We start from the raw sequence: 12,872 nt of genomic DNA, 5'->3' as shown, positions 1-12,872 counted from the left end.
ATGTATTTTAACAAACATTTTAGATAGCTTTTTTTTAAACACAATTTATTATGCAAAAAACATTTTTAACTTCGCTTTTATTAATAGCCTTTAATTTTACAGTTTTAGGTCAAGAAGTAAAAACGATTATGACAATTGAAAGTATTGTAAAAAAGAAAGAGGATAGTAATAAAAACATCAAACCCAATAATGATGCTAGAATTATTTGGGCTGATAATTATAAAAATAAACAATCTGATATTGCATTTGTCTATTTGCATGGTTTTGGAGCAAGTGGTAGGGAAGGAGAGCCTATATTAAGTATGCTTTCTAAAAAATACAACGCAAATGTTTATGTGTCTCGTTTAAAAGAACATGGTATACAGAGAGATGATAGTTTTAAGAAGTTAACTCCAGAAAACTATATAGAAACAGCAAAAGAAGCTTTGTCCATTGGTAAAATAATTGGTAAGAAAGTAATTTTGGTAAGTACATCTACTGGCGGAACTTTAAGTTTAAAACTAGCTTCGGAAGATACTTCTATTTTAGGTTTGGTAATGTATTCTCCGTTTGTCGGACTTAAAAATTCTGCATTTGCAGCCATTACCACTCCAGAAGGAAAAGCCGGATTTATAAAAATGAACGGTAGTGAAATTACAAAGCAGAAAAGACCTGAAGAAGAAGCTAAATATTGGTCTACTACGTATCATGTTAACGGTTACGAGGCTTTAATAAAAATGTTATTAGATAATATGAAGCCAGCAACTTTTGCTAAAGTTAAAGTTCCTGTATTTGTTGGTTATTATTATAAGAATGAAGAAGAACAAGATCAAGTGGTTTCTGTTGCTGCAATTTTAAAAATGTATGATGGTTTAGGGACTCCTGCGGATAAAAAAACAAAAGTTGCTTTTCCAGAAGCAGGAAACCATGTAATTGCATGCGATTTAAGATCTAACGATTGGCAAGGTGTTTATAACGAAACAGTAACTTTTATTGATGAGGTAATTTTAGAGAAAGAACAAAAGTTTGAGTTTGATTTACAAGGTCATCGTGGAGCGAGAGGTTTGTCACCAGAAAACACAATTCAGGCTTTTCAAAAAGCATTAGAATTGGGTGTAAATACGTTGGAATTAGATGTTGTAATTAGTAAAGATAACAAAGTGGTTGTTTCTCATGAACCTTGGTTAAATGAAGAAGTTACTTTAGATGCTAAAGGAAATAAGATTTCTAAAGAAAGCGCATTGGTTTTTAATATGTATAAAAATAAATACAAGAAAATTAAAAGTTATGATGTTGGTTCTATTGGAAATCCTAAGTTTTTAGAGCAGAAAAAAGAGAAAGCTTACAAACCATTGTTGTCTGAGGTAATTGATTTTGCCGAAGCTAAAAATGAGGAGATTCGTTATAATATTGAAATAAAAAGTACGCCTGATGGCGAAAAAAGAGAATTTCAACCTGCTGTTGCTAAATTTTCTGACCTTGTTATAGCGGAATTGATAAAAGCCAAAATTCCTAAAAATAAAATAACGGTTCAAAGTTTTGATCCTCGTATTTTAGAATACATTCATAAGAAATACCCTGAGTTTATATTGGCGTTTTTAACGTATCAAAATGATTTTGAAACGAATATGAAGATGTTAAGTTTTGTGCCAGAAATTTACAGTCCGTATTTTGCTTTATTGAATAAAGATGAGGTAAAAACGATTCAAAATAAAAATATGAAAGTAATTCCTTGGACGGTCAATAAAAAAGAGGACATGGTAAACCTACTAAAAATGGGTGTAGATGGAATTATTACCGATTATCCAAATATTGCAATTCCTTTAAGAAAGTAAGTTTTTTTATTAAAAATAGTAAAATCCCCCAATTTTATCGTTGAATTTATAGGGAACCTGCTATTTAATTAGTAGGTTTCTTGTAAATAAACTTTGATATTTTGTTATATCAATAAATAAACAACGATATTTTAGAAATTCTGCAACAGCTATATAAAATCTTAAAAAAGAAGATTATAAACGACATTTTCTCTATATATTTGACATCAATATCGTTACAATGATAAATAATAATAACAATCGTAATTTCAATAATCCTAATTGTTAGGGTAGGGAGGTTGTTGTTTATAGATATATACATAAAGCCTTCCTAATCGGAAGGCTTTTTTCATGTTCTGAACTGGTTTCAGAATCTTAATTAAAAAATAAAGAAATGAGCAAAATAATGACGGTAGACATTTTGTCTAGTATTAAAGGAGCAGAGCCATCGGAATCGGTGAATCAATTATTTGAGGTAATTAAAAATGCCAATACATCAGATAATAACGTTAATACCAATCATAACAATGCTGTAACTTTAGATGATTTAAGAGAAGATGTTGTTATTGATAGTCCGCAGGCAGAAAAACAAATAATTATAGAAAACTTTCCGAAAGAAAAGAATGGTTTTTTAGTAGTTTCTAAAGTGATAGAAGAATAATTATGGAATCGCAAATACATAAAATTCATCAGCAATTGGTGAACAAAGAAATTTCGTGTACAAAACTGGTACAAGAAAGATTAGATTTATTAAAATCGAACACACACAATACTGTCAATTCACTTTTAGATACATTGGCGCTAGAATTAGCTGCTAAAGTAGATGCTAAAATTGCAAACGGACAAGAAATTGGTTTGTTAGAAGGAATTCCGTTCGGAATTAAAGACGTGTACATGGTGCAAGGAACTTTAACAACGGCGAGTTCAGATTTACTTAAAAAATATAAATCGCCTTACACGGCAACTGCCATTCAGAAATTATTTGATGCAGGCGCAATACCATTAGTAAAAGAAAATTGTGATTCTTTTGGGCACGGTTCATCATCTGAAAACACCATTTTCGGAGCCGTTAAAAACGCAATCAATACAGATTTAGTTTCTGGTGGTTCTAGTGGAGGTTCTGCAGTAAATGTTGCCAAAGATTTTACGGTATTTTCAATTGGTGGAGATACAGGAGGTTCTGTTCGTCAACCGGCAGGTTATAATAATGTCTACGGATTAAAACCAACCTACGGAAGAATTTCTAGATTCGGATTAATGGCGTACGCATCTTCTACAGATTGTGTTGGACCCATTGCAAAATCGATAGAAGATATTAGAATTGTTTTAAATGTGATGAGTGGTAAGGATATTAAAGATCAAACCACGTATCAATCGGAAGCTATATCAGAAGAAAATATTTTAAATGCTGATGAAATAAAAACTGTTGGATACTTTAAAAATTTCATCGAAAACAATGCAATTGATGCAAAAGTAAAAGCGGACTTTTTAGCAACCATAGAAAAAATAAAAGCCAAAGGAATTGAAGTAAAAGAATTAGATTTCTTTGAGTCTGATACTTTAGTTTCTACCTACTATACTTTAGCAATGGCAGAAACGGCATCGAATCTATCTAGATTAGATGGTACAAATTACGGAAATAGAATAGAGGGCGATACTTTAAAAGACACGTATTCTATTACAAGATCAGAAAATTTCTCTGAAGAATCTAAACGTAGAATTGTTGGTGGAAATCAAGTATTATCTCAAGGTTTTTCTGATGAAATCTATTTAAAAGGGTTAAATGTAAGAGATCAGATTATAGCTAATTTTGAAAAAGATTTTAAAGAAGTTGCTATTATTTTATCACCAGTAACACCAAATTCGCCACCAAAAATTGGCGATAGTTTAAAAGATCCTTTAGCCATGTATTTGTCTGATGCGTATACGGTTGGTTTTAGTTTAGGACAATTGCCAACATTAACAGTGCCACAAGGAACAGAAACAGGATTACAAATTACGGCAGCAAAAAATAATGACGAACTTGTTTTGAAGTTTGCTAACTTCTTAAAAGATACGATATAATGGAACTGGAACAATTAAATGAGCTTATAAAAAAGCACGACTTAGAGTTAGTAATCGGTATTGAAACTCACGTTCGATTAAATACAAAAACAAAGTTATTCTGTTCTTGTGCAAATCAAGAAATAGAACAACCAAATCAAAATATATGTTCGGTTTGTACTGGGCAAATGGGAGTTTTACCTTCTATAAATAAAGAAGCAATAACTAAAGCTATTTATTTTGGAAAAGCAGTAAAATCTACTTTTTCTAATGAAGTTATTTCTTGGGATCGTAAACATTATGAATACCCAGATAACCCAAAGAATATTCAAATTACACAGTTTCATAATCCTGTAATTCCAGATGGACAAGTTTCTTGTTATAGAAATGATGGTTCGCAATTTACAGTGAGTTTAACACAAACTCATATAGAGGAAGATGCTGCAAAATTAATGCACGAAAAGAAAGTTTCTTTAGTCGATTTTAACAAAGCAGGTGTTCCGTTAATAGAAATTGTAACCGATCCTTGTATTCGTCACATAGAAGATGCATCTACGTATGCACAATACATTCAGCGTATTGTTCAGAATTTAAAAATATCTGAAGCTAACTTAGAAAAAGGTGAGTTTAAGTCGGATGTTTCTGTATCACTTCGTAAAAAACACACGTATGATTTAAACCCGAGAACAGAAATCAAAAACTTAAATTCTTTTAAGTTTATGGTAGATGCTTTAAAGGAAGAAATTGAAAAGCAATTAAGCTATTATGTAGAAAATAAAGCATTTAGACCAGACCAAACAACTGTTTTATGGGATGCAGATTTAAAGCAAACCAAAACAATGCGTAAAAAGGAATTTGAAGCAGATTATCGTTTTATTTCTGAACCAGATTTACCTTTTGTAAACATCAAAAAAGTTGTAGATAGTATACATGTTGATATTAGTTCTTTGCCTTTTGCAGTAGAATCTATTTTGATAAAAGGTGGCGTTTTACCACAAGATGCTAAGTTTTTTACAGCAGATTCTTTACGTTCAGAAGTTTTTGTTGCGATCAATAATAAAATAAATGACGCTTCTTTTGTTGCCAAAACATTGGTAAATAATATTGGAGCAGATGAGTATAAGAATATTCATAGTGTGGATCAGTTAATTGAAATTTTTCAATTATTTAAAGAAGATAAAATAACGTCTGTATTAGTACAAAACGGAATTACATCGTATTTAAAAGATAGAACTTTCGATTATAAAAAGTACTTTGAAGACAATACCATTTCTGAAGATAAAATTAAAGCTGCTGTTGCAAAAGTAGTTTCAGAAAACGAAGCAACTGCAAATGATATTAAAGCAGGAAACCAAGGGAAAGCAGGTATTCTTGTTGGTAAAGTAATTGGTATTATTGGTAAAGGCGCTTCAGGGAAAGTAATTCGTCAAGAAATATTAAATGCTTGTTCTGCGGATGCTAAAACGACAAAGAGTACAGCTGTAGCTGATGAGTTAAAAGTAACTAGCGATCAACCAAAAGCAAAAATAGAAGAAGAAACTTTACCTCAAGTTCCTATTATTATAAAAGAGGAATATAGAACACATAAAATTTCTCAAATATCAGAAGATTCAATTAATGATGAGGTTACTTTATCTGGTTGGGTTTCTAGTGTTAGAGATCATGGTGAATTAATTTTTATTGATTTACGCGATTCTAGCAATCAAGTTTTTCAGGTACGTTTAAGTAGAGAAACATTTCCTAATTTAGATGAGCTTGTAAAGTTAAAATCAGAATCTGTTATTTCTGTAACCGGAGTTGTGGTTCAGCGTAATGAAGATGATTATAATGCAGGTTTAAGAACTGGTAAATTAGAATTAGAAACAGCTGCTTTGGATATTTTAAACTTATCTAAAACGCTTCCTTTTGAAATAAAAAGAGCAATGAAATCGAATGAGAATGTTCGTTTTCAATATAAGTTTTTAGATCATAGAAATGATGAGGTTCGTAAAGCTATTGTAAACCGTCATAAAGTAATCAAGCTAATGCGTGATATCTTAGATGAAGAAGAGTTTTTAGAAATTGAAACGCCTATTTTAACTGCAGGTACAGACGAAGGAGCAAGAGAGTTTATTGTACCTACAAGAAAACAAGCAGGTTCTTTTTACACGTTACCACAAGCGCCACAACAATTTAAGCAAATGTTAATGGTGGGTGGTTTTGAAAAATATTTTCAAATAGCACGTTGTTTTAGAGATGAGGATTCTCGTGGAGATAGACAACCAGAATTCACACAATTAGATATAGAAATGGCGTACGCAAGTATGCAGCAAATTATCGATTTAAACACCAAAATGTTTAATGAAATTGTCAAAAAAATATATGGTAAAAAATGGGTTTTACGTCCGTTTGAAGTAATTACGTATAAAGAAGCAATGGATAAATATGGTTGTGATAGACCAGATTTACGTTATGGATTGCAAATGCAAGATATTACAGATATTGTAAAAGATACCACATTCCAAGTTTTTAGCAAACCAATTGAAGACGGCGGAATTGTAAAATGTATTAAAGTTTCTGCAGCAGAGCAAGGAAACAAACGTATGTCTAAAGGACAAATAGAAAATTTAACAGCTATTGCACAACAAAATGGTTTAGGTGGTTTGGCTTATATTATTGTAAATGAAAATGATTTACAATCGCCAATTATTAAGTTTTTAGGAGAAGAAATTGCAGCCAATATTATTAAAGCTACAGATGCACAAGTTGGTGATATTGTATTTTTCTCAGCAGCAGATTATGCAACTGCTAACAAAGCGTTAGATGCTGTTCGTCAAGAAATGGGACGTATTTTAAAGTTGATAAACCCGAAAGAATTAAGACCAGCGTGGGTTGTAGATTTTCCAATGTTTGAAAAAACAGATGAAGGAAGATGGACATTTACACACAATCCTTTTTCTATGCCAGCAATCTATGACTTAGAAAAGCACATGACTGGAGAAGGAGAAGAAATAGGAACTATTATAGCGCAACAATACGATTTAATCTTAAACGGTTATGAGATTGGTGGAGGTTCTGTTCGTGCACATAAATCAGAAATTTTAGAAGCAACCTATAAAAATATGGGTTACAATAAAGAAGAAATGATGAAAAGTGTAGGTACAATGTACAAAGCGTTTCAATATGGAGCGCCGCCTCACGGAGGAATTGCTTGGGGAGTAGACAGATTAATGATGATTTTAGAAAAGAAAGCTTCTATTAGAGAGGTAATGGCTTTTCCTAAAACAGGTTCATCCGAAGATTTATTGTTTAATGCACCTTCAATTTTATCGGATAAAAAGGTAGAAGAGATGAATGTTAGGATTATTAGGAAATAAATTTTCAGTAATTCTTTAAAAGATAAAAATCTCGCGAAAGCGAGATTTTTTTTTGTTATAATTGAAATCGGGTTTACAATAGATGTTTTAGTCTAAATTAGTAATTGAACATTGGTTAAATAGGATGTTACAAAAATAAAGTAATTTATTTTAAATGGAATAGTGTTTTTGTTTCTTAGTTTTTTATGGGAATTTGTGTTTTATATTTTTAATAAATTTTCACTTTCTTTGCAATAAAAAAAAATCTATGATAAAATTTTTTACACAAACAATTCCAGGAATAAAATACTTTTCGTTTTGGGTTTTACTATTAGGAATAGGTCTTTATTTCTTTGGGTATTTTAAAATTTTGGATTATTCCGAAGGTTGGAAGTATGATTGGAACTATGATTGGTTTTATGATTTTTTAACAACATTAGGGTCTGTTTTTATGTCTAGTGCAGTTTTTATGGGGATTGTAAAGTCTTATCAGTTTACAGGTATTTTTAAAGAAGAATTAAGAAAAGTTGTTTATGCTGAAGACCATTTAGAAAAAAGAAATGATTTAGAAATTATATGGGAAAAAATAACTCTTCAGCTTTGTAAGCAAAAGTTTCAAAAAATTAGTACACCATTACAAAAAATTATTAAAGAGTATTATTTACCAATAGATCATGATTATTACTATAAAGACTACAAAATAGAGACAATAATTGAATATGATACAGCAAATGAAGGTTACATTAAAATTACAGAAGAAACAGTTTATAAATTAATTACTGACGATGTAGATTGTGTAGATTTAAAGTTTAGCAGTGTGATCCCTTTCCCTTCAGACGATTTAGGTAAAACAACTTATCAGTTGGAACAACTTACTGTAAATGATGTAGATGTTAAGTATTCAATTGAGAATGAGTTAAAAGTTAAAAGAACTAAAACTAACTTAAATATTTCTTTTAACGCTAAAATAGACTGTAAATCAACTAAAAAAGATTATATTGTTACTAGAAAAGATACTAAAATTTATAATTTAGCTGAAAATCCTTACAGATCTCACTCTGCAGTTTGGTTATATGAAAATTTAGAGTTAAATTTAACGTATCCTAAAGAAATGGAGTTTGAATGGTTAAACGTTGGAGCTTTAGGTAAATGGAAAGTAGAACCGTCGGTTAATGGATACGGTAAGAAATTAAAAGCAAGATACACTGGTTTATTGTTTAAAAATCAAGGATTTCTTTTAATTTATAAATAAATTAACATTAATTTTAACTTTTATTTCGCAATATTTGCACGAAATTTGAGATATACATATTAATAAGAACCTTTAAATAAAATAAGTCACATGAAAAAAGATATTATAATCGGTTAATTAAAAGTAAAAAAATCAATACTGTTGTTTTTTAATAGTATTTAACCTCACAAAAAAACAAGCTCTACTATAAAAAATAGTGGAGCTTGTTTTTTTTAGAAATAACTAACTTGTTAACTAAGGTATAATAGATAAAAATAATTTTAAATCATGTGGAGTACATTCAAGTCATAAATGCTAATCTATCTTAGATGTTGTTATTTACTAGCTAATAATACATTTACTTTAAAGAAGCTATTCCTGTATAATCTAAATAAAATACTCGTTAGTGCATGTTTCTAGCAAGTACCACAACCATTATTTTAAACACTCGATAAGAAAGCTGTAAGAGACTGAATTCCATATTTATTTTAAAATTCCATATATTTGTAGTACTTAAACCTTTACGTTATGGATTTAGCTGCAAGAAAAAATATATTTAAAGAACGTTTCGATCAAATAAAAGACATCGATTTAATTCAGCGTTTTGAAGAATTTTTAGAGTTGCAACTATCTAATAAAAAAATTGTGGCTTATACTGTTCAAGGAGAGGAATTAACTTAAGAAATGTATGTAGAAAAGGTGCAGAGTACTTTAAAATCTGTAAAAAATGGAAACTTTACCAAAGTAGAAGATTTAGAAAAAGAATCAGAAAGCTGGTAGAAGTATTCGATTTTTATAGAAATCCTATTGAAATAAGAAGGTAAGCTAGAAAGAATTTTTTACAAAAGAAATCCGCTCTTTGTGGTTAAATCCAAAATAAATCAAACTAAAGGTTGCTTGTTTAAAAAATCTATCTTACTTTTGTTAAACAATGAAAAATAATACAATAAATACAGGTTGGTGGAACTCTCTTATATAATAAGTGAGAAAAAACCTATATGTATACAACATAAAATTTAAAAAGGCTTATCTCACGATAAGCCTTTTTTTTATGATGATTTTTTAAATCATCCAAAGTTAAAAAGAATAGACAAATGTCCCCTCGAGTGCAGTCGAGAGGTTCCAAAATAAGTCTCGACTGCGCTCGACCAGATAAAAAGTAAAATGAAAAAATTACAGTTTAAAACAATTCACAAAACAAAGATTGCAGATACCGTTACGCCGGTAGGTTTGTACCTGCGTTTTAGAGACAAATACGCTAACACTTTGTTGTTAGAAAGTTCAGATTATCATAGTAAAGAAGAAAGTTTCTCTTTTATTGCCGTGGAGCCAATTGTTTCTATGAAAGTAGATAATTATCAGTTTTCTGTTTCTCACAAAGGAACACAACTAGATGAACAACCTATCAATAAAAACTTTTATGAGTTATTCGATAAATTCACCAATTCTATAGAATTAGAGTGTCCTGACGAATTAAAATCATTCAACGGATTGTACGGGTATACTACTTTTGATTCTGTTCAGTATTTTGAGAATATTCAATTTACTAACAAGAAAGCACCTTCTGCAATTCCAGAAATGCAGTACAGTTTTTACCGTTTTATTATTGCCATTAATCATTTTAATGATGAAATGACATTGATAGAAAATATAGAAGAAGGCACAGAATCTCGTATTAAAGAAGTTCAAACTATTATTGATGCACAAGCATTTAATACGCAGAAATTCGAAATTGTAGGCGAAGAAACTTCCAATGTTACAGGCGAAGAATTTAAAGACTATGTAAGAAAAGCAAAATCGCACTGTAAAAGAGGAGATGTTTTTCAACTGGTATTATCACGCCAATTTCAACAAAAATTTAAAGGAGACGAATTCAATGTCTATAGAGCATTGCGTTCTATCAATCCGTCGCCATATTTATTTTATTTCGATTACGGGTCTTTCAAATTAATGGGCTCTTCACCAGAAGCACAAATTAAAATTTCTGCAGGTAAAGCTACTATCAATCCTATTGCAGGTACGTTTAGAAGAACGGGCGATATGGCAGAAGACATAAAGCTGGGTAAAAAATTATCCGAAGATAAAAAGGAAACGGCAGAACACGTAATGTTGGTAGATTTAGCTCGTAACGATTTAAGCAAACATGCCGATAAAGTTACCGTTGAGGTTTTTAAAGAAATACAGTATTTTAGCCACGTAATTCACTTGGTTTCTACGGTTAGAGGAAAGATTAAAGGAAACCCAATAGAAATTGTTGGAGACACTTTTCCTGCCGGAACCTTAAGTGGCGCGCCAAAGTACAAAGCAATGGAGTTGATAGACAAATATGAAAATCAAACTCGTGGTTTTTATGGTGGAGCAGTCGGAATTATCGGTTTAGATGGTTCTGTAAATTTAGCGATTGCTATTCGTTCGTTTGTGAGTAAAAATAATGTTTTGTACTCGCAAGCCGGAGCAGGAATCGTTATTCATTCCGACGAAGAAAAAGAATTACAAGAAGTAAATAATAAATTAGCAGCGTTAAATAAAGCGTTAATTTTAGCAGAAAATATTTAGGGCGTTTTAACAGGCTTTCCACTATATCTTTTTTCCGAAAAAGAAAAAAGGTTAAGAATATCAGCAGATATTCGAACGGTGTAAATCCCTAACGCGAAAGTGAGTATTAAGTCATTACGAGGAGTTTTTCCGACAAAGTAATCTCTTAATTAATAAAACAGATTGCCACAGCAAATGAAAAATTTGCTTCGCAATGACAATTAGAAAAAACATGAAAATATTAATTTTAGATAATTACGATTCGTTTACCTATAACTTAGTTCATATGGTAGAGAAAATTACAGGAAACTTTCCTGCAGTTTTTAGAAACGACGAAATAAGTATTGCAGATGTAGGTACGTATGATATCATTATGTTGTCTCCAGGTCCAGGAATTCCAGATGAAGCAGGCATCTTAAAAGAGGTCATTAAAACATACGCAGGCATAAAACCAATATTCGGAGTTTGTTTAGGTTTACAGGCAATAACAGAAGTTTTTGGTGGCAAAATCATTAATTTAGACGATGTTTTTCACGGAGTTGCCACAGAAATGAAAGTAACAGATACAAATGCGACTATCTTTAAAGATGTTCCAGAAACATTTATGGCGGCTCGTTACCATTCTTGGGCAGCAACAGACGAAGGTTTTCCTGAAGAAATACAAGTAACAGCAAGAGATGAAGATGGATTAATTCAGGCAATTGAGCACAAAATATTTCCAATTTCTGCGGTTCAGTTTCACCCAGAATCTATTTTAACAGATGTTGGTGAGCAGTTGGTTACTAATTTTATCAATAGTGTAAAAAAGTAATGTCATTACGAGAGAAACGAAGTAATCTCATTTTTAATTAAAAGATTGCCACATCAAATTATCATTTGATTCGCAATGACAAGTAAGAATTATGAAAGCAATTTTAAACAAATTATATAATCACGAAAGATTGTCTAAATCTGAAGCAAAACAAATCTTAAAAGATATTGCTGCAGAGAAATACAATGATGCGCATTTAGCATCATTTATGACTGTTTTTATGATGCGCCCAATTACCGCAAATGAACTTGCAGGTTTTAGAGATGCATTAATGGAGTTAGCTATAAAAGTAGATTTATCAGATTATAATGCCATAGATATCGTAGGAACTGGTGGCGATGGAAAAGACACCTTCAATATATCAACCTTAACATCATTTATCGTTGCAGGTACCGGACAAAAAGTAGCAAAACACGGTAATTATTCAGTGTCTTCTCAGTCGGGTTCTTCAGATATGTTAGAAAGTTTTGGTTACAATTTTACAAATGACCAAAACGTTTTAAAAGAGCAGCTAGAAAAAGCAAATATTTGTTTTTTACATGCTCCAAAATTTCATCCGGCAATGAAAGCGGTTGGGCCAACAAGAAAAGCGTTGGCATTAAAAACGTTCTTTAATATGCTAGGTCCTTTGGTAAACCCAAGTTCGCCTAAGAACCATATGTTAGGTACTTTTAATATGGAAGTTGCACGTTTGTATAATTACATTTTACAAGAAGAAGATATCAATTACGGAATTATTCATGCCTTAGATGGTTACGATGAGATCTCTTTAACAAGCGGATTCAAGTTCTTTACTAAAAACGGAGAACAAATTATAAATCCGGAAGATTTAGGACAGAAAAGAATTCAACAATCAGAAATTTTTGGAGGAAACTCTGTAGCAGATGCAGCAAAAATTTTCAAATCTATTTTAGAAGGAAAAGGAACAGAAGCACAAAATAATGTGGTTTTAACAAATGCTGCTTTTGCATTAACTATTGTTGATGAAACAAAACCTTTTGATGCTGCTTTTAATGAAGCAAAAGATTCGCTTTTCGGGTTGAAAGCAAAACAAACATTAGAGAAGTTAGTGAGTTTATAATTAGAATGTCATTACGAACGAGGTTATGAGTGAAGTACTCTGT

9 protein-coding genes are annotated in these 12,872 nt (G+C 31.1%); all 9 read left to right on the top strand.

Features of this window, described 5'->3' with window-relative positions:
• Positions 1–50 precede the first annotated feature (50 nt).
• Positions 51–1,814 (top strand): glycerophosphodiester phosphodiesterase family protein, encoded by a 1,764-nt coding sequence (locus H0I28_RS17580; protein ID WP_254712759.1) that lies wholly within the window; start codon positions 51–53, stop codon positions 1,812–1,814.
• A 373-nt stretch (positions 1,815–2,187) separates the two neighbouring features.
• Positions 2,188–2,454, top strand: coding sequence for a hypothetical protein (locus H0I28_RS09365; protein ID WP_068451264.1), 267 nt, complete (start codon positions 2,188–2,190; stop codon positions 2,452–2,454).
• 2 nt (positions 2,455–2,456) lie between these two features.
• Complete coding sequence (locus tag H0I28_RS09360; protein ID WP_218758928.1) at positions 2,457–3,857, top strand: amidase family protein; 1,401 nt, start codon at positions 2,457–2,459, stop codon at positions 3,855–3,857.
• Positions 3,857–7,192, top strand: coding sequence for a bifunctional amidotransferase subunit GatB/aspartate--tRNA ligase AspS (gene gatB/aspS, locus H0I28_RS09355; protein WP_218758927.1), 3,336 nt, complete (start codon positions 3,857–3,859; stop codon positions 7,190–7,192). Before H0I28_RS09360 ends, gatB/aspS begins: the two co-directional genes overlap by 1 nt.
• Positions 7,193–7,439: 247 nt before the next feature.
• A complete protein-coding gene (locus H0I28_RS09350; RefSeq protein WP_218758926.1) occupies positions 7,440–8,423 on the top strand; it encodes a hypothetical protein in 984 nt (327 codons plus the stop codon).
• A 507-nt stretch (positions 8,424–8,930) separates the two neighbouring features.
• A complete protein-coding gene (locus H0I28_RS09345; protein WP_218758925.1) occupies positions 8,931–9,083 on the top strand; it encodes a hypothetical protein in 153 nt (50 codons plus the stop codon).
• A gap of 483 nt (positions 9,084–9,566) precedes the next feature.
• Positions 9,567–10,958, top strand: a complete 1,392-nt coding sequence (locus H0I28_RS09340) for an anthranilate synthase component I family protein (protein ID WP_218758924.1) — start codon at positions 9,567–9,569, stop codon at positions 10,956–10,958.
• 211 nt (positions 10,959–11,169) lie between these two features.
• Positions 11,170–11,748, top strand: a complete 579-nt coding sequence (locus H0I28_RS09335; protein WP_218758923.1) for an aminodeoxychorismate/anthranilate synthase component II — start codon at positions 11,170–11,172, stop codon at positions 11,746–11,748.
• A 91-nt stretch (positions 11,749–11,839) separates the two neighbouring features.
• Positions 11,840–12,829: an anthranilate phosphoribosyltransferase gene (gene trpD, locus H0I28_RS09330; RefSeq protein WP_218758922.1), complete on the top strand. Its 990-nt coding sequence runs from the start codon at positions 11,840–11,842 to the stop codon at positions 12,827–12,829.
• Positions 12,830–12,872: the final 43 nt, after the last annotated feature.

This window comes from Polaribacter sp. AHE13PA, from assembly GCF_019278505.1.
Lineage (GTDB): Bacteria > Bacteroidota > Bacteroidia > Flavobacteriales > Flavobacteriaceae > Polaribacter.
Note: the sequence above shows the minus strand (reverse complement) of the source record. Positions and strands in the feature narration are given on the sequence as shown.

Bases quoted from the DNA above. Each gene is read 5' to 3' on its own strand.
- H0I28_RS09345 (WP_218758925.1), top strand. From the start codon at position 8,931: ATGGATTTAGCTGCAAGAAAAAATATATTTAAAGAACGTTTCGATCAA.
- H0I28_RS09360 (WP_218758928.1), top strand. From the start codon at position 2,457: ATGGAATCGCAAATACATAAAATTCATCAGCAATTGGTGAACAAAGAA.
- H0I28_RS09365 (WP_068451264.1), top strand. From the start codon at position 2,188: ATGAGCAAAATAATGACGGTAGACATTTTGTCTAGTATTAAAGGAGCA.
- H0I28_RS09350 (WP_218758926.1), top strand. From the start codon at position 7,440: ATGATAAAATTTTTTACACAAACAATTCCAGGAATAAAATACTTTTCG.
- trpD (WP_218758922.1), top strand. From the start codon at position 11,840: ATGAAAGCAATTTTAAACAAATTATATAATCACGAAAGATTGTCTAAA.
- H0I28_RS17580 (WP_254712759.1), top strand. From the start codon at position 51: ATGCAAAAAACATTTTTAACTTCGCTTTTATTAATAGCCTTTAATTTT.
- H0I28_RS09340 (WP_218758924.1), top strand. From the start codon at position 9,567: ATGAAAAAATTACAGTTTAAAACAATTCACAAAACAAAGATTGCAGAT.
- H0I28_RS09335 (WP_218758923.1), top strand. From the start codon at position 11,170: ATGAAAATATTAATTTTAGATAATTACGATTCGTTTACCTATAACTTA.
- gatB/aspS (WP_218758927.1), top strand. From the start codon at position 3,857: ATGGAACTGGAACAATTAAATGAGCTTATAAAAAAGCACGACTTAGAG.